Below are 21,846 nucleotides of genomic sequence, written 5' to 3'. Positions count from 1 at the left end.
TTTCCGGATATGTTTTTATCAATCTCAAAAGGGTAATATCGTGAGCCTACCCGAATATCTTGATCCGAAATGCTCTTTTCAGGGTCTTATCCTGACGTTGCAGAATTATTGGGCGCAATATGGTTGCGCTGTTTTGCAGCCATATGACATGGAAGTGGGAGCTGGTACTTTTCATCCGGCGACAACCTTGCGGTCACTGGGACCTCGTCCATGGAAAGCTGCCTATGTACAACCTTCGCGCCGTCCGACCGACGGTCGCTATGGTGAAAATCCGAACCGTTTACAACATTATTATCAATTCCAGGTTTTGCTCAAACCTTCACCGGATGATTTACAGGATCTTTATCTCGGATCTTTGCGGGCTATCGGACTTAATACACATCTCCATGATGTGCGATTTGTTGAAGATGACTGGGAAAGCCCGACCTTGGGGGCATGGGGGCTTGGCTGGGAATGCTGGTGCGACGGTATGGAAGTATCGCAATTCACTTACTTTCAGCAGATTTGCGGCATTGAATGTTCTCCCGTTTCGGGAGAGCTCACCTATGGTCTGGAACGGCTCGCAATGTACATCCAAGGCGTTGACAATGTTTATGATTTGAATTTCAACGGACGCCAAGGTGAAGACAAAATAAGCTACGGAGATATATTTCTTCAAGCCGAGCAGGAATATTCGCGTTTCAATTTCGAATTTGCCGATACCGAACTTTTGCACCGCCATTTCATTGATGCAGAACGCGAATGCGCGGCTATTCTGGAAGCAGGAAAACCTCAAGAAAAAGGCGGACTTCACCTTTGTGTCATGCCGGCTTATGACCAATGTATCAAAGCCAGTCACGTCTTCAATCTTTTACAAGCGCGCGGTGTCATATCTGTTACCGAAAGACAAAGCTATATTTTGCGGGTGCGTGATCTTGCGCGCCGTTGTGGTGAAGCTTTTCTGTTAACCGACGCCGGTGGCGCAAATTACAAAGGAGAAGCCTGATGCCCGACCTTCTTCTGGAACTTTTTAGTGAAGAAATCCCCGCCCGTATGCAGCGTAAAGCGGCAGGCGACCTGAAAAAACTGGTCACCAACGGACTTGTTGACAATGGTCTTGTTTACGAAGCAGCGCGCGAATATTGGACACCACGGCGCTTGACACTTGATATAAGAGGTTTGAGTGCCCGTTCGAAGGATGTTCATGAAGAGCGCAAAGGCCCGAGCGTGAAAGCTCCCGAGCAAGCCATAAACGGCTTTTTACGCTCGGCCGGTCTTTCCGATATTAGCGAAGCCGAAATCAAAACCGATCCCAAGAAAGGGGATTTCTATATCGCCCGAATTACCAAAAAAGGGCGCAGTGCCGAAGAAATTATTGCCGATATAATGCCTGATATTATTCGCAGTTTTCCTTGGCCGAAATCCATGCGCTGGGGCAAGCAATCGACAAAACAGGATGCCTTGCGCTGGGTCCGTCCTTTGAAAAATATTTTGTGCGTTTTCGGACCTGAAAATGATGCAACGGAAGTCGTTCCTTTCGAGGTGGCAGGACTTAAGAGCAACAACATAACTTATGGCCACCGTTTCTTGAGCGATGGCAAGCCGATCGAAGTTCGTCGTTTTGAAGATTATGTGACGAAGCTCGAAAACGAGAAAGTCATTCTGGATGGCGATCGCCGCAAGGAAATCATCCTTGCCGATGCACGCAATCTGTGTTTTGCCAAGGGACTTGATCTGGTCGAGGATGAGGGACTGGCCGAAGAAGTTTCAAACCTTGTTGAATGGCCGGTCGTTCTTATGGGTGAATTCGAGGAAAACTTTTTGCAAATTCCTGCCGAAATCATCCGGCTCACCATCCGCATCAATCAAAAATGCTTTGTCACCCGCAAACAGGGGGAAGAGCAAAAACTATCCAATCACTTCATATTGGTATCCAATATTGCTGCACCTGATGGTGGCAAAGAAATAGCACGAGGCAATGCCAAAGTTGTGCGGGCGCGTTTGTCGGATGCCTTGTATTTCTGGCATACCGACCAGCACAACCTACCCGATCTTTCCGAGATCTCTCTGTCGGCGGAAAAACTTGGCCTTGATTTGAAGAAGCCGCTTGACCAACGTATGGCGCGCCTTGACCATTTGAATGTAACCTTTCACGCAAAACTCGGCACACAAGGAGCAAGAGTCGAGCGCATTACCGCTCTTTCTTCAATCATCGCTCCGCTGGTTGGCGCCGATGTTAAACTCGCAAAACGCGCCGCACTTCTTGCAAAAGCCGATTTGCAAACAGAAGCCGTTGGCGAATTTCCCGAACTCCAAGGCGTCATGGGGCATAAATATGCTCTTCTTCAAGGCGAAGACGAAAGCGTTGCTGCAGCTATCGAAGAACATTATAAGCCTCAAGGACCAACGGACAGCGTTCCGCGTGCCCCTGTTTCAATTGCCGTTGCCCTTGCCGACAAGATTGACACTCTTGTAGGCTTCTGGCTTATCGACGAAAAGCCGACCGGTTCGAAAGATCCTTTTGCGCTGCGGCGTGCATGTCTCGGTGTCATCCGCCTACTCCTTGTGCGCGATTGGACAATCCATCTTATGCCGATTTTCGAACAGGCAATCGGTCTTATTTCACGCCACACGATAGAACGCGCATTGAGCCTCTATGAAGATGGTTTGCGTCATGAAAACGCAAAAGAAACCGATGCCGCAGAAGATGTCGATAATGCACTTTCAATGGAGGAAAAGAGGCTCGAGAAGGAAGTGGCTGCAAAAACCGAGCCGGTACTCGCCGATCTTTTATCCTTCTTCCATGAGCGCCTCAAAGTTTATCTCAAAGACGAAGGTGCCCGCTACGATGCTATCGATGCAGTCATGCAAGATGATGACGATGATCTCTTGCAGGTTGCCCGTCGCGTCGAGGCCTTGATTTCCTTCATTAATACCGATGACGGAAATAATCTGATTGCCGGCTTCAAACGTGCTTTCAATATTCTGGAAGCCGAGATCAAGAAAAAAACCCGGATTGCTGAAAATGTTGATCCCGAGCTTTTCATTGAAGAAGAGGAAAAATCACTTTTCAAGGCTATCGTTGATGCCGAAAACAAGGTGAAATCCCATATTGCTTCCAATGATTTTTCGGGAGCTTTGCTTGTGCTTGCCGGATTGCGTCAACCCGTTGATGCATTTTTTGAAAAAGTACTCGTCAATGACAATAATGACGCAGTAAGGGCAAACCGGTTGTCACTCTTGCAACGCATCACAACAGTGACTGGAAAGGTGGCCGATTTTTCCAAACTTGCCGGTTGAAAGTTACAAGGGAATCCGCCTGATCAAGCCCCGATTTGAATTGTTTTCAAAATCGGGTTTGTCGGGCGGTGACCGCACTTTATTGCCCTCAAACGGCCACAAAGAATATTATAAAATTTAAGAGTTGCCGGTGGTTGGATATTGTTTTACTGGCAGCGGAGAATGAAATGATTATCCGTAAACGGCCGGGTTTTTTGCGGCTTTTTTTCGTATTACATGGCTCTATTCTTCCGGCCATTGCACCACAACTTGTCGCAATTCTCATTCTTTCAACCGCCTTGGTATTAGCCCACCATTTTTATCCCCGCGTCATACCGACCTATAATAACGGGACCGCGTTCATGATGCTTGGCATTGCGCTGTCGACCTTTCTGGGCTTCCGCAACAATGCCTGTTATGACCGGTGGTGGGAAGGGCGAAAGGTTTGGGGAAAAATTATTTCCGGCTCCCGCGATCTCATTCGCCAAACCGCTGTATTGGCGAAACATGAAACTGAACGGAAAACTCTACTGGAGCTCACGTCCGCATTTTCCCACAGCCTTGTTGACCATTTAAAGGGTACATCATCCCTCCCCTCATTGATTTCAAACTATCCGGAAGACTTCATAAGAGCCTATCAGGAAAGTCATAATAAGCCTTCATTCATCTTAAACGAGATTTCGAAGCGCCTTGCAACATTGCATCGACAAAAAGCTCTGAGCGATATCCAATATCAAATGTTTGATAAAAGCTTGACCGAGCTTAATGAAAACCAGACTTCATGCGAGAGATTGAATAATACGCGCGTACCCTTCGCTTATACGCTTCTCCTCCATCGCACGGCTTATATATATTGTTTTCTCATTCCGTTCGGTTTTACCGATATACTCGGTTGGTGGACACCGGTTGCAAGCCTCCTTGTTGCTTATACGCTATTTGGCCTTGACGCGCTGAGCGACGAGTTGGAAAGACCATTCAGCAATATCGATAATGTCCTTCCGATTTATGCCATGGCAACAATCATCGAGCGCGACGTTTGCGCAGCTTTAGGCCTTCCTCTTCCAAAACCTGTTGAACCGGTCGATTTCATATTAAGATAGGAACACTATTCGAGGTCGGAACGCTATTGATTGGTAATCGGGCTAGTCCGGCCAAAAGTAATACGCGGGCTACAGGGATTTGATTTGCGACCGGCAAAACGATGTAAAATGATGTAAACCGACACAAGAAACGGGCGTATAAAAATACCGCTTTAAAACGTAACGATTGCTTCAATCAAAAGAAGTTTCAAAGCGGTTTTGCAAAAATTCAAAACGGTTCTTTAACAAACCGGATACTTTTATCGGCATAAATCTAGACAGACTTCTTATCGGCTTTTTTTGCGGCCTTGAATGTGGCCATAGCCCTGCCATTTTCTTCAATTTTGATCTTGCTTTTATTCTTTGAAGATTTGCGCTTCTCTCCCTCGTCCACAAGCTCAAGCGTGTCTTTGCGGAAAATTGCCGTCTTCAAATGTTCATCTTTGAACCATACGCAAGAAATTTTGCTATTATTGACTTTATCGACAGTCATTTTAGGACCGCCGGATTTTAACCGAACAATATTGCCAGCTTTAAACATTTTATATCCCTCTAAACGCTCCAATTTTGACAACCAACGTCACAAAAGCTTCAACCTTTTAAAAAGGTTTTACTATATATAAGCTCTAACCAGAAGATATTTTAGCTTTGCTTTCCATAATTTGTCCATGAGGCAAAGAAAAATATTTAATTGTTCGAAAACGCCATGCAAATTTCCGGAAGCTTGGGGAAAAATAGAGATATAGCAATCGGGAGAGATGTCGTTCTACAAACTATCAACCACAATTGCGAAATTGCTTACCCCCGACTTGAAAATGATAGGAACGTGAAAAATAGAGTTCCTTGTACCTATTTTCACTTCCACTCGGGCATTTTCTCTTTCCGTTTCATTTCTAAAGCAATCTCAGCTTGAAGTTTCCAAACCGGAGCTTTCAAATGCAATTGAAAGAGATTTGATAACGGGCAGTCAATTACCGAAAATTGGATAGCCCCCCTTCAAGGCTCGAAACAAAAATTTCAATCATTTTCCGGCTCCTCGGTCTGGCATTATAGCGCAAACTATATTGCCGTTCCCGTTTCCGTTTTTCACAGCTATCGGCTGCATTAAACGTAATGCTTCTGCAACGGTATTAAACTTCGTGCTTTATCGGCATCATTAAGCGTCACACTTTATCGCTGGCATTTAGCTTGCTCTCTGTCGCTTGCATTAAACTTGACGCTTTACCGCCAGCATTAAACTTTGGGCTTCATCGCCACCAGCATTAGGCTTGGCGCTTTACTGTCTGCATTAACCGTCACGCGTTATCATCGGCATCAAGTAGCCGTTCGGGTGTGCGTGTCGAAAACGCGAAAGGGCTCAACAAGAAAATGGATTACTGCGGAAAATGCGCTTCGCACGACTGCCGTCTTAAAACGAATAACGATGGAGCTATTTTTCCAAGCCTGAAAAACTTTGTTGTCAAAAGGCACAAAAAAACCACGCTTTAAGCGTGGTTTTCAGTGATCTTTTCGCCCTGTATTCAAGACGGAATTTTAATTAAGGTGGGCTTTGACATCAGCAAGCGAATCCTTAATAAGACTTGCCGATTTTTTATCGTCAATTTCCTTGACCAACATTTCTTTTGCCGCAGCGACAGCAATATCAACGACTGATGCTTTAACGGCGTCGATTGCTTCCGATTCCGCATGGGCAATTTTTTGTTCTGCCATTTTGTTACGGCGGGCGACATAATCAGCCATTTTCTGGTGAGCATCTTTTGCAAGCAGTTCTGCTTCACGTTTTGCGGCTGCAATAATCTCTTTTGCTTCCTTTTCCGCCTGTTCGCGTTTGGCCTGATAAACAGCCAGAAGTTCCTGAGCTTCTTCACGCGTGCGACGTGCTTCATCAAGTTCACTGCGAATGAGTTCGGCACGTTTATCCAGAAAACTATTAAGAAGTGCAGGCACTTTGTAATAGACAAGAACGGCGATAAAAAGCAGCAATCCTATCAGCGCCCAGAACGTATCTGTCATCATGACTTTTTACTCCAAACCGCTTACTGCCTTGACCGCTGCCGTTGCAGCCGAAGCACTGACCTTCTTTCCGATCAGTTCTTCAACAATCTCTGCTGCTGTCGTCTCGGCAATCTTGTTAACATTACCCATAGCGTTGTTTCGGATTTTTTTAATTCTCTCTTCGGATTCTGCCAGCTTTTTATCAAGCTCGGCTTCCGACTTTTTACGTTCTTCATCAACCTTGTTGCGAATTTCATCGGCGGAGCTTTGTGCAATTGCAATAGCACGAGAGCGCGCTTCAGAAAGCTCACGTTCATAGGAAGCAATGGCGCTTTCACGCTCCATATTCATACGTTCCGCTTTATCATGGTCGGAAGCAATTCTATCCCGTCGGATTTCAATTGTACCACCAATACGCGGAACAATGACCCTGGATATGAATATATAAAACAGGCCAAAACAAATAATGAGCCAGAATATATGCGATTCGTAGTATGAAAAATCAAAAGGCGGAAAAACACGCCCTGCATGTTGTGCAGCTTCGCCCGCATGTTCTACTGGCGTTTCGACAGTTTGCGCAAGTGCGCTAGATAGAAACATCCCGTTTTACCCTCTCACAAGCTCCAATGCTTTTGAAAAACAAATGGTAACAGCCTTGCGGCAGCTTAAGGTTTTTCTTTTTGCTTTTGGCTCTAGCTAAAGAGCGTGTGGCAGGCTTTACGCCTGCCTCGCCAAATGCAATAGCCAAAGGCATTTACTTATCAGACAGCGAAGAGAAGCAGAATAGCAACGAGCAACGAGAAAATGCCCAGAGCTTCTGTAACAGCAAAGCCGAAAACCAAACGTGCAAACTGACCATCGGCAGCAGACGGATTGCGAAGAGCACCCGAAAGATAGCTACCAAAAATGTTACCTAGGCCGAGAGCTGTACCTGCCATACCAAAGCAGGCGAGACCAGCGCCTATATATTTTGCTGCGAGTGCTAATTCCATATCATTCTCCTTTGAAGCAAAATCGCATTTAAAAGCGGTGGAAGCCCACCAGTTTCATCAATGTCCGGGATGCACCGCATCAGCAAGGTACATACAGGTTAGAATAGTAAAAACATAGGCTTGAAGAAACGCCACAAGAACCTCGAGTGCAGTGACTGCAACAGTCATTATAAGAGGCAGGATCGAGCCACCGATGCCGGCTGCTCCCAAGCCTATCATAGAGACAACAAAACCGGCAAACACTTTCAGTGTAATGTGTCCTGCCAACATGTTAGCAAAAAGACGAACGGATAGGCTAATCGGACGAGACAAAAACGAAATAACTTCGATTATTGTCACCAGTGGCAAGATGATAACCGGCACACCGGACGGAACAAACAATCTCAAAAATCCGAACCCGTTCTTGATAAAACCGTAAATAACCACGGTAAAAATGACCAGCATCGCAAGAGCAAATGTAATGGCGATCTGCGATGTGACGGTATAGAAATAAGGGAAAAGACCTAAAAAGTTGGCTACAAGCACAAATATGAATATCGAAAACACAAGCGGGAAAAACCGCATTCCTTGTGCCCCCGCCGAACCGCGCAACATATTGGCAACAAATTCATAGGTAATTTCCGAAATTGATTGCATTCGGGTCGGGACAATTCCACGACTTGAAGAAGATGCAAACAGGAACATTGAGGAAAAAACCACTGTTATTGCCATGAAGAGCGAAACATTGGTGAATGATAAATCCATATTTCCGAAAGAAATATTGATCAGCTTAGACATCTGAAACTGATGAATAGGATCTGGACCGCTCGCTGACACCTTAACCTCTTTTACTCGGGCTTATTAGGCCCCTCATCTTGGCGCGATGCGCCGTTTTTGCCAATTTGACTGGGAGCCACAGCCCCCACCGACCGTAATATATTCAATACTCCGGCAGAAAATCCAAGGAAAAGAAAAATAATCAATCCCCACGGCGATGTTCCTGCCAATTGATCAATACCTAACCCTAGTATAACACCAACCACAACACCAGCCAAAAATTCACTGGATAATCTGATTGCTTGTGCCATCCCCTTTGGCGGTCCAGATTCCCCCTCTTCATGATCCGGTTTTTTGGCCGAATTATAACGCGCCAATTTTTCTTGCAGATTTCGCCTGCGTATTTCCAGATCCGAAGGTTCAGGACTACCCCCCTGCTCCGGTATTCGAGCACCTCTCTCAGGCTTATCAGGTTTATCACCTTTCGCCATATTTGGCCCCTTAATCCCAAATGCAAAGTAAAGGTCTGACCTCTAGAGTTTGGGCGCAACATATTGTTACGAGAGGCATTCGTCAAGCCGCCATTCCCCAAGATCAAAAGGAATTTTCTTTAAACGGGAAAGTAAAGGCTTGCGTTAACTTCATTTTGTTCGCAACGAAATCGGAAGAATATTCACAACTTATTGTTTTTTAATGTTTTTTCATGATAAAAGAATAAGTTTAATATCAAATCCAGCCGCCATAGCGGGTGCGATAAAAAATATGCAAGCCGATTTTGTCCACTTTTATCATTGTGCGTGCCCAGCGGGGGCGAACATAGACGGCATGATAGTGAGTAGCCGAACCGACTTCGGGAAACCATATCTGACCAGCCGAAACAGCACGCGCAACTTGCTGGGCAACAGTCCATTGCGCTATTTCGGTTACTCTGTGCTTGCGACCATCACAAGCAAATGAAAACTGGCAATGATTGATCCAGTTGGTGTTCTGGTAAACGACTCCACAAATCGTATTCGGGTAGGCCGGATTTCTTACTCTGTTCAAAACAACCTGAGCCACAGCCGCTTGTCCCTTTATTGATTCTCCGCGGGACTCGAAATAAACCGCTTCTGCCAGACATTTCTGCTCTTTTGCCGAAAAAGCCTCGGGCGGCAAAGGTGTGGCAGCCCAGGCATGATCATTACGCCCGATCGGCGGAATAAAGCGACCATTACGGTCGATCTGGGAATGTTTTTCCGTTAGCACACTATCGAATGCGCTGGTATCGACCTTTGCGTTGGCAGGAGCATAGGCAAGAGCCATCACGTCAGGATTGTCGTTGGTAACAAGGTTCTTGAGAATCTTCGGAACCGGAAGTTTCGCGACCGGTTTTTTTTGAGGAATAACGAGAGCTATTTTTGCACCGGATTTTTGATCGGCGTTATCTTTCTTCTCGACATCATTTTGTGACGCGTCATTTTCAGGGGCTGTTCTTTGAGCCATCTCGAATGAACCGACCTGTTGGAAACTTTCTGAAAACGGCGTAATTCTGCCGCTGTTCAAGAGCCATTCCGGTTCGTCACTATAGGATATATTGTAACTTTCGTCCTCTGCATGTTCTAAAGCTTTACTCTTTTCCCGTTTGACATCAGAATTGGAAGCATCATTGTCGGAAGCGAGGTCAATTTTTTTCTGGCTCAACGAATCTGGCCGGACATTTCCGGATAATTCGATACCGGAAGCCTTCATCGGCTCAACAAGCGAAGAGGCATTGATCGATTTATTTCTCGAATCATGAGCCAAAACCGATTTTTGAGATGAAAAGCCCCCATCCATATCAAGCTTGTGAATGGATGATGCTGCTAAAACCGAAAGGCTTGCTCCAAGAAAAAGCGGCAAAACACGGAATTTCCGTTTTTCTTGCTTCAGAATGACAGGCGCTTCGTAGAAACGCCCCTCTGGCATGTAATAAGAGGATGCGGTGCGAAGCACATCACTCCGCTTTCCTTTGTTACCATGACGGCGCAAAGACGGTATGAAAGATACTTCAAACACCACATCACTCCAACGCAAATACGCTTACGCAAAACAAAAAGAAAAACTTGTTTTCTGTGGGTGTGAAGATAGCCTGACCAACCTTTATTTATGGTTAACAAAAACCACCTTATTCGTTGATTTTATTGATTAATTTTTCATTAATTTGGAAAAATGGTTAACGCCAAAATTGTGCGTTTATCGGCGTTTTTGAAAGTCACAAAGCCGATTTGTTAATATTCCTGAATAATGTGCAAACGAAATTTTTTTAAAAAAACGACTCAGCGTTTTTTAGCCCGTCCGGCAAACGGATTGTCAGAAGTGGTCATTGTCAGCCTTATCGGAACACCAGGCATGTCAAAAGAATCACGCAAACCGTTTACAAGATAGCGCAGATAGGATTGAGGCATAGCCTCCGGTCGCGAACACGAAACCACGAAGACAGGTGGGCGGGTCTTGATCTGTGTAATATATTTCACCTTTAAACGCCGTCCGGAAACAGCCGGTGCCGGATGATAGGCTGTTATTTCCGCAAGCCACCTGTTGAGCTTACCGGTTGATATACGGCGATTCCAGATACGGTGAACCAGCTCTACGTTTTCCATGAGGCGGGCTATTCCCTCGCCTCTTTCGCCGGATACAGGGACAGCCCTCAAGCCCCGCACTTGAGGTAAAAGCCGCGCACATTCCTCGTGCAATCGTGCTAGCGTTTCCTGCCTGTTTTCAATCAAATCCCATTTATTAAAAGCAATGACCGGCGCACGACCTTCGCGAATTACAAGATCGGCTATTTGCAAATCCTGTTTTTCGAAGGGAATTGTCGCATCAAGGACAATGATAACAACCTCGGCAAAACGGATAGCACGCAATGTTTCGGCTACCGAGAGCTTTTCGAGTTTCCCCTCGACTTTCGACTTCCTTCGCAAGCCGGCAGTATCATAAAGTTTGATCTCGCGATCTTTCCAACGCCAATCGACCGAAATCGAATCACGGGTAATTCCTGCTTCGGGACCGGTCAACAAACGGTCTTGACCAAGCATTGTATTGATGAGCGTTGATTTTCCGGCATTCGGTCGGCCGACAATTGCAATACGCAAAGGTTTTGTCGAATCGTAAGCCGGTTCATCCGCTTCAGGGTCGTCAATATCTTCGCCAAAGGTCGTTTTGTCCTGACGAAGCTTTTCGTCTTCGAGAGTTCGAGCGAAGACCTTTTCTTTCCCCACAGCTTCAACTATAGCGTCGCGCAAATCCTGAAGGCCGAGCCCATGTTCGGCAGAAATCGGACATGGCTCGCCAAGGCCGAGAGACCATGCTTCATAAAATCCTGCTGTTGCCTGTTTCGACTCCGCTTTATTGGCAACCAATACAATCGGCTTACCCGACTTGCGAACGAGTGAGGCAAAATTCAAATCGCTTGATGTCATGCCACTTTTTGCATCAAGCACAAAAAGGATAAGATCCGCTTCATCAATGGCCGCTTTGGTCTGGGCACGCATACGCCCTTCCAGTGTATCGCTTTTGGCTTCTTCGAGGCCTGCGGTATCAATGACATCAAATCGTAAATCCATCAGGCGAGCAGCATGGCGCCGCCGATCTCTCGTCACACCTGGTGTGTCGTCAACAAGAGCCAATTTTTGTCCGACAAGACGATTAAACAGTGTCGATTTGCCTACATTGGGACGACCGACAATTGCAATGGTCAAACCCATTTTCTATTCCTTGGCTATAGCACCGGAGCTTTGCATAAGTTCAAGCATAAGACGCGAACGTTCTGTGGCTTTGAAGCCGTCCATGCCTTCATCGACGATCTTCTGGAAATAATAACGGGCATCGTCCATTTTTCCGGCTTTGTAAGCTGAAAGCCCGAGAGCTTCACGAGCCATAATGCGTGTTGAGTCAACATCGGTTGCGAGATCTTTCACGCGTTTTTCGACATCTTCGAACGAGCCATTGTCGACAAGAATATAGGCTGCCCGAATTTTGGCAACTTTTTGTAAAATTTCGGGAGCGTTTTTATTACCGGCAACCTTGTCAAATTCGGCAACTGCTTTGGTAGCGTCGCCCTGTTTCATGAATATTGCCGCTTTTCTTAAAGCCGCCAAAAAAGGATAATCGCCAAAATCGGTTTTTTCGACATCATCGAGTTTTGTCAATGCTTCATCAAAATTACGCTCGTCAGAAAGGTCGAAGCTTATAAGCAGTGTATCCCCGATACGTCCGGCTTTCGACGATTGCCAGTGGTCATAAATTTGATAAATGCCGGTACCGAGCACAAGAATAACAGCTGCCAGAATAAGATAAGGGCCATAATTCCCCCACAAGGCTTTCGCCTTCTCCTGACGGATCTCTTCATTCACCTCACGAATAAAACTTTCATTCGACATTATCTTTTCCTGTCAAAAACGGCGTTCTAGGGCTTTTAAGCATAATTTAACAAAGATGGTAGTCCTTACCATGAAAAAAGGTCACAATAAGATCATCCCCTTCTTTTTTTACAACTTTTTATCTTTTTCTTCATCGGCAAGAAGAGCTTCGGCGCGTTTACGTTCGGCAATTTGTTCTCTCACGGCGTCAAGAATTTGCTTTTTCCGGTAAGCGGCAAGACGATTTCTCCTTGTCCTGCTTTTATAGAAACGTGCAAGTGTCGTTTCTACCATTTCAATGTCAATCACGCATTCGCGCCATGTCAATGAGGCTTCGGCTCTGCCTGAGCGATCCGGAAATACAAATTCTTGCCCCAATTTTGCTTCGCCAGCAATAAAATGACAATTTTCGACAATGAGTTTTAGCGCCTCTATCAGCCATTCGGGTGGCGCTTCCCGCCCTTTGCGTATCGCGTTTACCATGGCCTCACAAAAAAGAAGCGACGAAGCGTAAAGTCTGATGCCTGACTGATCGTAGCGGGCAGAAAGTGAAACGACTTCGCGTGACGATAATCGTCCGCGCAATGTCCAACGGGCATTCGAGCGCGCTACGTCAATTGCTCCGATTAGCCCGATCAGAGCCGAATGGGTACGGCTGCAACTCTTCATTGCTTTGATAGCATCCGAAACATCGTTTCTCTCAAGCGCATCGGCTGCGAGTGTGAAATTCAAAGCCACTTCTTTAAAAAACCGTTCCACTGCCAAATGCAGGGTTTTCAGTGGATCGGGCGTAAACAGGATTTGGCTGAAAATGAGACCTATCGACGTTCCGACAGCGACATCAATCGCGCGGGTCCAGCCGGCAACATCTGCTCCTAACGCAAAAACCATAACTGCCGAAATGCCTGCCTGAATAATAATGGCCGGAACAATGGAATAAGCCGATGCAATCGTCATCCCCGCAAATCCCACAATAGCAATACGCACTTCGGTCGGCATGGGAGGAAGGAGCAATGTCAACTCTCCGACTGCCACACCTGTCAACACGCCGATCAATACATAGATTGCCTGACGCCCATGGCTGGGGACCCCCGGAGCCAAGCAGATAAGCGCCGTCATTGCCGCATAGATCGGGTGTTCATGGTCAAGAAAATGGACCGAGATAAACCATGCAAGGCCGGCAGCAAGGCCAGCACATAGAGCATCCTTCCAGCTCAACCTGACCTGATTGAGTGCTTGCTTAAACTTGAGTTTGAATCCGATGGTCATCATGTAAGCGGCCACACCCACATCAACATCGGAACCGAAACCACCGCTATGAGAAAACTTAAAGGCGCACCAAGCCGTGGATAATCGCTGAAATGATAACCACCCGGCCCCATAACGAGCATATTACACTGATGACCAATGGGGGTCAGAAAATCACATCCCGCACCGATTGCGACAGCCATCAGAAATGCTTCCGGTTTGAATTGGAGCGATTCGGCAAAGCTCGTTGCAATCGGTGCCATGACCATGACTGTTGCCGCATTATTGAGAAATGGAGTAACGAGCATTGCGGCAACGAGAATAACCGCCAGCGCACCGGAAGGCGGCAGCGATGATGCAAACATACTGAGCCAATGACCGATAATTTTTGTGCAGCCGGTTTTTTCCAATGTCTCGCTCACCGGTATCAGCGCTGCAAGCATGACCAATATCTGACCATCAAGTGCCTGATAAGCCTCTCTTGCAGGTATGACCCGAAAAACGATCATGGCAACGGCTGCCGCAAAAAAAGCAAGTGCCACAGGAACAATTTGCAATGCTGTGGCCACAATTGCAATAAACAGGATAGTCAAGGGCACCAGACCATGCCGCAAACTGCCGAACATGATGTTACGCTTGGCGAGCGGAAGGCATTTCAATTCCTGCAACAGATCCGGAATAATATCATCACGTCCCTGCAAAACAATCACATCACCAAGCCTGAAAACAATATCTCCCAGTCTTTGTCTTACACGTTCCTGAGGGCGACTCAAGGCTAACAAATTGACATCGTAACGATCAAAGAGATTAAGTCTTTTTGCATTGATCCCTATAAGGGGGGAATTGTCGGTGACAACTGCTTCGACAACGTCTATCTGGCGCAATTTGTCACCTGTCTGGACATCACGACCTTTGGCAATATCAAGTTTTGCAGCATTGATGACCGAATCGAGACCGCTATGCGTGCCTTCAAGAACAACTGTGTCTCCCTCGGCAAGCGCAAAATCCGGCAATGGAGAGATCAGTGTCTTGTTTCTGATGATTTGTAAAACCATGGCATCTCCTGCCGCCGGTTTGACGAGATCGGAGATTTGTTTACCGATCACTGTCGAGCCGCTAACGACACGGGCTTCCGAGATATAATCACGGCTTGTCAAGCCATTGGCAGGCGACGCAGATTTACGCGCGCGTGCCGGCACCAACCATGAGAAAAAAACGAGATAAAGCACACCGACAGCGGCAACAGTTGCACCGACCGGTGTAAAATCGAACATAGTAAAACTTTTGCCGACAAGATGCTCTCGCATGGCAGAAACGACAACATTGGGCGAAGTGCCTATCTGCGTCATCAAGCCCCCGAGCAACGCACCAAATGACATAGGCATAAGAAAAATCGAAGGCGAGACATTGGAGCGGCGGGCGAACTGGAATGCAATCGGCAGCATAATGGCCAAAGCACCGATATTTTTGACAAAAGCCGAAAGTACCGTGACCACAATAACCAGAAAACAAAGTTGCAGCCGAACAGATTTAACATCCGGCCATACGCGTTGGATGATAAGTTCCATTATTCCGGAACGAGCGACCCCTGCACTGACAAGTAAGGCACTTGCAACGATAATCACGATGTCGTCGCTAAATCCCTTAAAGGCCTCTTTCGGACTAACAATACCGACCGCACAGGCAAGCAATAACGTCAAGACTGCTACAACATCGTAGCGAAAGCGATCCCATATGAAGACTGCCATCATGAGACCAATGATGGAAAAAGCCATAATCTGATCTGCTGTCATAATAAGATGCCACCCACCTCTTTTATTCATCTCCTCGGCCGACCTGTTCCAGAAAGTGGCCTATGGCTTTTTTAAAATCTAGCTCTTCACATGTCCGGCGACAAGATCTCCTGCATTGTGTTTCAAGCGTAACAATCCCCATAATGGCAGGAGGCTTATAAAAGCAACGATATAAAATGCTAGTTTGAATGGTAGGAGGGACATTTCAAGTTCGGCACCGGTTATCTGAGAGGCGGCTCGCAAACATATTGCGCCTAATGCAATTCCAAGACCTATGTTCAATTGGAAAATTGTTGAAAACAATGTGTTGGCACCGTTCATTTCTTCGTCCGGAACATCGGCAAATGCAATTGTATTCAAAGCCGTGAACTGGATAGAACGGAACACGCCACTCAACGTCAGCACGACCACCATCAATGAAACCGGCATTTCGCGTGAAAAGGTTCCACATAGGGCTATAAATAACGCATTGAAAAGACAATTGACAACGAGTGTGCGCTTGAAACCGAAATAACGCATAAGCGGAGTTGTAAATGGTTTGATTGCAAGAGTACCGGCAAAAATCGGCATTAATAGAAACCCAGCCTCGGTCGATGTAAAACCCATCGCCAATTGGGCCATCAACGGCAGGATAAAGATCACGGCATTGGATGTCATCCTGAAACCTGTCCCGCCATATATCGAGACGGCAAATGTTTGATAAGACAGAGCTTTTAACGAAACAAGCGGTGCCTTGGCATGTTCAAGATGAAAAATACTCCATGAAAGCAGTGTCACACCAATAACAAAACAAGTGATAACAAGTGGTGTGAGACCATGGCTATCACCGACTTTTTCTGTAGCAAAAAGAAGGGTCGCAAGTCCTATGCCTGTAAGCAGGAAGCCCATAAGGTCGAAAGATCGCGGTGTTTTCAATTTTTCATCAGGAAAGATTTTCAAACTGAAAAGAAGGATAATAAAACCTAGCGGAATATTGAGATAAAAAATCAGGCTCCAGTGAAAATATTGGGCGATAAAACCACCGAGCGGCGGCCCCAAAATCGGTGCGACCAATCCCGGCCAGGTAAGAAGAGCAATTGCTTCGACAAGCTTGTTCTTCGGGGTTTGACGCAAAACAACGAGGCGACCGACCGGAACCATGAGTGCACCACCCATGCCTTGCAAGATGCGGGCACAAATGAAAAAAGTCAAATTGGGCGATAGTCCGCATAATAAAGACGCAAAGGTAAAAGTGAGAACGGCTAATGAAAACATAGAACGCGAACCGAACCTGTCTGTCAGCCAACCGCTTGCAGGAATAAAGACACCGAGTGTGAGCATATAGGCACTCATGCCGGTGTTTATATTTACAGGATCTGTTGCAAATGTTTTGCCCATTGCAGGCAATGCCGTTGCAATAACGGTTGCATCAAGATTTTCCATGAAAAACGCAGCCGCAACGAGAACAGCGACCCAACGGGCTTGATGTGTCATTCCGGTTTCATGAGCTTGTTTTTCGGATATCCGCATGCATCACACTTTCATTGCGCACATTTTTCGAAAATAATGAATATCAAATCATTTTTATATCGTGACGTGACATAAACTTTATGTGAGTGAAGATATTTTTGTTTGAATAAAGTAGATCGATAAAAACAACCGTGCTATGCATCATGAAATACTTTTTCCCAAATCATTTTGTGTTAGATCATGGCGCGATCCAAAAAGGCTGTTGATACCTTATCCTTTAGCGAGCTTTTCCAGCCAAAGCTTGTAACAGTCTTCCGCGAAGGCTATCATCTTGCCGATTTCCGCGCCGATGTCATCGCCGGTCTTACCGTTGCGATCGTTGCTTTGCCTCTTTCAATTGCTATCGCCATTGCCTCCGGGGCTTCACCTGTACAGGGGTTATATACTTCCATTGTAGGTGGTTTTTTTATAGCTCTTCTTGGCGGAAGCCGTTTTCAAATCGGTGGCCCCGCCGGCGCCTTTATCATTGTCGTTTCGACAACCGTCGCCGAGCACGGGATGGACGGGCTATTTCTTGCGACAGTGATGTCTGGAATTATGCTGATGGCTGTCGGTTATCTGCGGCTTGGCACTTATATCAAGTTCATCCCCTATCCTGTTACTGTGGGGTTTACCGCGGGTATTGCTGTCATTATTTTTTCAAGCCAACTGATCAACATGCTAGGACTCAGTCTCACTGAAAAAGAGCCGGGGCCAATTTTAGAAAAACTCCCTTTCATCTGGCAAAATATCGAAACATGCAGCTTCCTTTCTATCGTTTTCTGCGCGGGGACAATCATTTTTATTACGGTTTTAAAAAAACTATTGCCGAATTGGCCCGGCATGGTGCTTTCAATCATTTTCGGCGGCGCTATAACAGCTTTTTTCAATCTCGACATTGTTACCATAGGCTCGAAATTCGGCACTATGCCATCCGCTTTACCTTATCCGCATCTGCCCGATTTTACTTTTGAAAAAATCAAAGCCGTTTTCCCCGACGCAATGACATTCACATTGCTAGGAGCAATTGAATCGCTTTTGTCGGCCGTTGTTGCCGATGGCATGACGGGGCGCCGCCATCGGTCGAATTGCGAGCTTGTCGCACAAGGGGTTGGAAATATAGCCTCTGCCCTATTTGCCGGTATTTGTGTAACGGGTGCTATTGCACGTACCGCCACCAATATTCGCGCAGGAGCAAGAAGCCCTATTTCCGGTATTTGTCATTCAATCTTTTTGCTGTTGTTCCTCGTCGCATTGGCGCCTCTTGCCAATTTTATTCCGCTGGCATGTCTTGCGGGAATACTTGCCATTATTTCCTGGAATATGATTGACAAACGCGCAATTTCACTTCTTCTCAAGGCGTCTGCGGGCGATGCTGTTGTCCTTCTTGTATCGCTGTCATTAACGATTTTCCGTAACGTAACCGAAGCTATTATTATCGGTTTTGCTTTGGGTGCTTTATTATTTATCCACCGTATGTCGAAAGCCGCAAGTGTCACAGCTGATCGCCCGCTGGTTGCAGAAGACAGAGCCGATGGTACCAATACGTCAAATGCCCAGTTCGACAATGACTTGCAAAAAGACAGCCGAACCGTTATCTACCATATTTCAGGCGCCTTTTTCTTTGGTGCGGCTGCCTCTATCGGCTCGGTTCTTGACCGGATTGGCGACAATTACCGGACCATGATTCTCGATTTCGCTCAGGTACCATTTCTTGATGCAACAGGTGCAAATACGATCGAAAGTCTTGCCGGAAAAGCAAAAAAACAAGGCATCACCCTCGTCATTTGCGGTGCCTCCGAACAGGTTCTGAAAGACCTTATGTCACATGGTATCAGACCACCTGCTGTCCATCTGGAAAAAAATCTGGGAAAAGCTGTTCATAAATATATAAAACGCGAAGCTGTTACCGCCTGACCGCAACTTTCAAAGCTAAATTTCAAATTGATCGAATGCTGTATCAAAACAGAATGAGCTTTGTCGGCTTTAGTGTTTAGATTACGATGTTTTAATACCCCAAGAATTTTAAAAAGAGCGGATTGATTAATCGGAAGTTTTTCGCAACAAAAGCAATCATATCGACGGAATTTAAGATTTTGGTACATCAACAGAATTCAAGAAGTTTGGTCACCGGCAAAGCTCGGATATGTTCCGCTTTAATGCAATAATAATAATCCTTAAAGAGCAGGCCATTTCTATCAGAAAGAAGCTCGATGACACGACAATGACAGACCGCGTGACAAGCTTGCTCAAATATTGTCTGCATCGCTGCAAATAATGATATTTCCCCGCCCCTTTTCCCTGCCAATTTCTTATTTTTTACGTCAAAATCGGGAGAGAATAACCGTTGTAATTTCCTTTCAGAAATACCGCCAATAAGGGTTTTATAATGTAAAGTTCCCGATATTTTCGAATATCACATGGTGCGGCCATGGAATTGTAGCCTCAAATTGGCCTATCATTGTCTCTGTCATCAGCCCGCTAACCACCATTTCCTAAATTCGAGGCCGACTTATATATTAGCAGATCAGATATACCCGCCTATGGCGTTGGCCCTTCTAAAAGACAAGCGGCCTTTCATAAGTCGAAACTGATATTATCAACAAGGATTTTATAGGGAATGCCCGAAAATTGCTATCTACCGAAGCCGGTGACAGGCGGATTGACTGTTAGCAATAAAAAAAGAACAAGACTCTGTGGCTTCGTTATATTATGCATTGTTTTTCAGAATAAAGCCGCAATTTATTTCCATTATGGAAGACAGAACAACGGGTGTTGTGTTTTAACCTTTTCAATCGAGGGGAAACGGGATGAGTGAACAAATCATTGACAAGGGAACCCGAAAGTCGCCTTGGACAAAAATTATCATAAGCATCATTGTTCTTGCTATTATAGCGGGTGGTTTTGTTTTCTATCTCGCTCGTTCCGCACAAAAACACGTTGAAAATTTTCTCAGAGAAAACGGTGTCAGCTTCAGTTCGCTTGATGTCAATTGGCGGCGTCATTTTACTATTCATGACGCCAAGATCAATTTTTCCAAAGATAGAAGTCTACAAGTCGAGACAATCAAGGGTGAAGTCAATTTTTCCGGCAAAACCAGTAAAAAACTCGAACTTGAAAAAATCAGCTATTCGTTAGGTCAAAGCGAACTGTCTATTCCGAATATGACTTTGGAAAACTTCGCGCTCAATGATGCAAAAACATCTGACAATCAATATTTTTTCGATATTCGAAATATTACTGCGAAAAAAATTGTTGCTCCGACTGTGATCTGGACCGATGGAAAAGAAACAAATGGAGCAACCTATTCTTATAACAACGTTATTTTTGATGACATTGCGAAGGGTCTCGTCAAAAAGGTGACAGCCGATAGTATGTCCGGTGAATATCCATTAAGCAAAAAAAGTGCCTCCTCGGTAAATACAAAATTTGCCAAGACAGAATTCGGTAAGAGTGAAATAAACAACCTCGATCTCGGTTATCTGATTAGCTATTTTAACGAACCGTCATCTGCCTCCAACGCGGAAAATCCGTTCAAGGATGTCGCAAATGGCTGGTCAATTCATGACATTATAATCAACCAACCAGACGAAGACGGAAACAACTCCCTGTCTACCGCCCAAACTATTTGGGGAACAAAACTGTCGTTGCGTCATCTACCTTTTTCATTGAGCAGTTTCATGGAAGAACTTGGCCAATCTGCTTCCATTGATAACGTCAAGGAAATAAAAGAGAACGAAATTTTTCTCAAGCGTCTCGCCATACTTTCGTCGGTCGGATTTATGGATATGGATGTTGAAGGAGTGTCTCAAAAATTTTCCGACCTAACTTCGAAGCAGAAAAATTTTTCTGTTACTTACCGGAATGGACGTGTGGATATTAGCCTGAATGGTTATGAAGCCAGCGGAGAAGACCTACGTGCTTTAGTAGTAGATAGTTTTTCAATAACAGACCTGCGTTCGGAGCAGTTGAATGACTTTATTGATGTTTTGAATCACGCCATTAGCTCGGGTAATGCCGATTATAATGCTCTTTATAAATCATTTTCGGAACCTCATTCTACGATATTCATGCCACAATTCAAAAATATCCATACATCCGGTGTTAAATTTTCCGACCCCTCATCCAAAAACAGTGAAGAGAATCTCTTTACATTGGGGGCATTTGACGCCACTGCCGATTTCGGCAAAGGAATTATACCGACATCTTTGAAAGCGGTAGTAAAAGATTTCGAGTACCCTGTTGAAAGTGATCGTGTAAAGGCAATGAATTTTATTTTATCCCCGTCTTACGATCCGCTAAAAGAGTCCAGTGTTTTGAAAGACCTCGGCTATAAAACCATCAAATTCAATGGGGCCTTTGATGCCAACTGGGATCGTGACAGCCAAAAAATTAATTTTAACAACACTCTAGGTTATCAGGACATGGCAACTGCGTCCTTCAACGGCACACTTTCAAATGTCAGCCCGGAATTATTTTCAAACAATTTAGCGATGATAATAGCATCTGCTATGGTTATACACATAAATGATCTGCACCTGACGGCAAACGCTGATAGCTTTCTTGAGCGTTATGCAAAATTTTATGATGCGAATACAGGCGAAAATTTTGCCAACAAACGCAGAGAGGCAGCTATCAAAGCCAGATTGGCAATTGCACTTTTCCTTGGTGCGGAAAATTCCCAAAAATCTGGCGAAGCAGTGCAAAACTTTATAGAAAACGGTGGAACTATCAATGTCCATGCTGTAGCTAAATCAAAAGATGGTATCGGCATAGCCGATTTTGCGGCAATAAAGCAATTTCCTGCAACTTTAGTCGATAAAATAGACGTGAGTGCAGATACAACACATTAAGACTGGAA

General features: G+C 45.4%; 17 protein-coding genes. 5 read left to right on the top strand and 12 right to left on the bottom strand.

All coding sequences use genetic code 11. The features are described from left to right. Positions 1–40: 40 nt before the first annotated feature. The 3 genes from H3S83_RS04620 (at position 41) to H3S83_RS04610 (ending at position 4,358) form a co-directional block, all read left to right on the top strand. Entirely contained in the window at positions 41–985 is a 945-nt protein-coding gene (locus tag H3S83_RS04620; RefSeq protein ID WP_198239040.1) for a glycine--tRNA ligase subunit alpha, read from the top strand. Then, complete coding sequence (glyS, locus tag H3S83_RS04615) at positions 985–3,279, top strand: glycine--tRNA ligase subunit beta (RefSeq protein ID WP_198239039.1); 2,295 nt, start codon at positions 985–987, stop codon at positions 3,277–3,279. Before H3S83_RS04620 ends, glyS begins: the two co-directional genes overlap by 1 nt. A 167-nt stretch (positions 3,280–3,446) precedes the next feature. Next, positions 3,447–4,358: a bestrophin family protein gene (locus H3S83_RS04610; protein WP_198239038.1), complete on the top strand. Its 912-nt coding sequence runs from the start codon at positions 3,447–3,449 to the stop codon at positions 4,356–4,358. 253 nt (positions 4,359–4,611) lie between these two features. Here the strand turns inward: H3S83_RS04610 and H3S83_RS04605 are convergent, their stop codons facing one another. The 12 genes from H3S83_RS04605 to H3S83_RS04550 all read right to left on the bottom strand — a co-directional run bounded on the left by H3S83_RS04605 (position 4,612) and on the right by H3S83_RS04550 (position 16,970). Further along, complete coding sequence (locus H3S83_RS04605) at positions 4,612–4,878, bottom strand: YodC family protein (protein WP_078039207.1); 267 nt, start codon at positions 4,876–4,878, stop codon at positions 4,612–4,614. Positions 4,879–5,870: 992 nt separating this feature from the next. Then, positions 5,871–6,350 (bottom strand): F0F1 ATP synthase subunit B, encoded by a 480-nt coding sequence (locus H3S83_RS04600; RefSeq protein WP_077973457.1) that lies wholly within the window; start codon positions 6,348–6,350, stop codon positions 5,871–5,873. A gap of 9 nt (positions 6,351–6,359) precedes the next feature. Continuing rightward, a complete protein-coding gene (locus tag H3S83_RS04595; RefSeq protein ID WP_077970720.1) occupies positions 6,360–6,932 on the bottom strand; it encodes a F0F1 ATP synthase subunit B in 573 nt (190 codons plus the stop codon). Between the two features lie 161 nt (positions 6,933–7,093). Next, positions 7,094–7,324 carry a F0F1 ATP synthase subunit C gene (locus tag H3S83_RS04590; RefSeq protein ID WP_075870187.1) on the bottom strand — a complete coding sequence of 77 codons (231 nt, stop codon included), beginning with the start codon at positions 7,322–7,324 and terminating at the stop codon, positions 7,094–7,096. A 57-nt stretch (positions 7,325–7,381) separates the two neighbouring features. Further along, positions 7,382–8,140, bottom strand: a complete 759-nt coding sequence (locus H3S83_RS04585) for a F0F1 ATP synthase subunit A (RefSeq protein ID WP_077970718.1) — start codon at positions 8,138–8,140, stop codon at positions 7,382–7,384. A gap of 11 nt (positions 8,141–8,151) precedes the next feature. Further along, entirely contained in the window at positions 8,152–8,571 is a 420-nt protein-coding gene (locus H3S83_RS04580) for an AtpZ/AtpI family protein (RefSeq protein ID WP_077970716.1), read from the bottom strand. 235 nt (positions 8,572–8,806) lie between these two features. Further along, on the bottom strand, positions 8,807–10,114 hold the full coding sequence (locus H3S83_RS11680; RefSeq protein WP_370541334.1) for a cell wall hydrolase: 1,308 nt from the start codon (positions 10,112–10,114) through the stop codon (positions 8,807–8,809). A gap of 260 nt (positions 10,115–10,374) precedes the next feature. Next, a complete protein-coding gene (gene der, locus H3S83_RS04570) occupies positions 10,375–11,802 on the bottom strand; it encodes a ribosome biogenesis GTPase Der (RefSeq protein ID WP_198239037.1) in 1,428 nt (475 codons plus the stop codon). A gap of 3 nt (positions 11,803–11,805) precedes the next feature. Continuing rightward, a complete protein-coding gene (locus tag H3S83_RS04565; protein WP_198239036.1) occupies positions 11,806–12,477 on the bottom strand; it encodes a tetratricopeptide repeat protein in 672 nt (223 codons plus the stop codon). 108 nt (positions 12,478–12,585) lie between these two features. Further along, on the bottom strand, positions 12,586–13,728 hold the full coding sequence (locus H3S83_RS04560; RefSeq protein WP_149867411.1) for an aromatic acid exporter family protein: 1,143 nt from the start codon (positions 13,726–13,728) through the stop codon (positions 12,586–12,588). After that, a complete protein-coding gene (locus tag H3S83_RS04555; RefSeq protein WP_198239035.1) occupies positions 13,725–15,497 on the bottom strand; it encodes an SLC13 family permease in 1,773 nt (590 codons plus the stop codon). Before H3S83_RS04555 ends, H3S83_RS04560 begins: the two co-directional genes overlap by 4 nt. A 78-nt stretch (positions 15,498–15,575) precedes the next feature. Then, entirely contained in the window at positions 15,576–16,970 is a 1,395-nt protein-coding gene (locus H3S83_RS04550) for an MFS transporter (RefSeq protein WP_198239034.1), read from the bottom strand. Positions 16,971–17,186: 216 nt separating this feature from the next. Here H3S83_RS04550 and H3S83_RS04545 point away from each other — a divergent pair, with 216 nt between their 5' ends. Next, on the top strand, positions 17,187–18,902 hold the full coding sequence (locus H3S83_RS04545) for a SulP family inorganic anion transporter (RefSeq protein ID WP_198239033.1): 1,716 nt from the start codon (positions 17,187–17,189) through the stop codon (positions 18,900–18,902). Positions 18,903–20,149: 1,247 nt separating this feature from the next. Next, entirely contained in the window at positions 20,150–21,838 is a 1,689-nt protein-coding gene (locus H3S83_RS04540; protein WP_198239032.1) for a hypothetical protein, read from the top strand. Positions 21,839–21,846: the final 8 nt, after the last annotated feature.

Source organism: Bartonella sp. W8122, from assembly GCF_016102485.1.
GTDB lineage: Bacteria > Pseudomonadota > Alphaproteobacteria > Rhizobiales > Rhizobiaceae > Bartonella > Bartonella apihabitans.
Note: the sequence above shows the minus strand (reverse complement) of the source record. Positions and strands in the feature narration are given on the sequence as shown.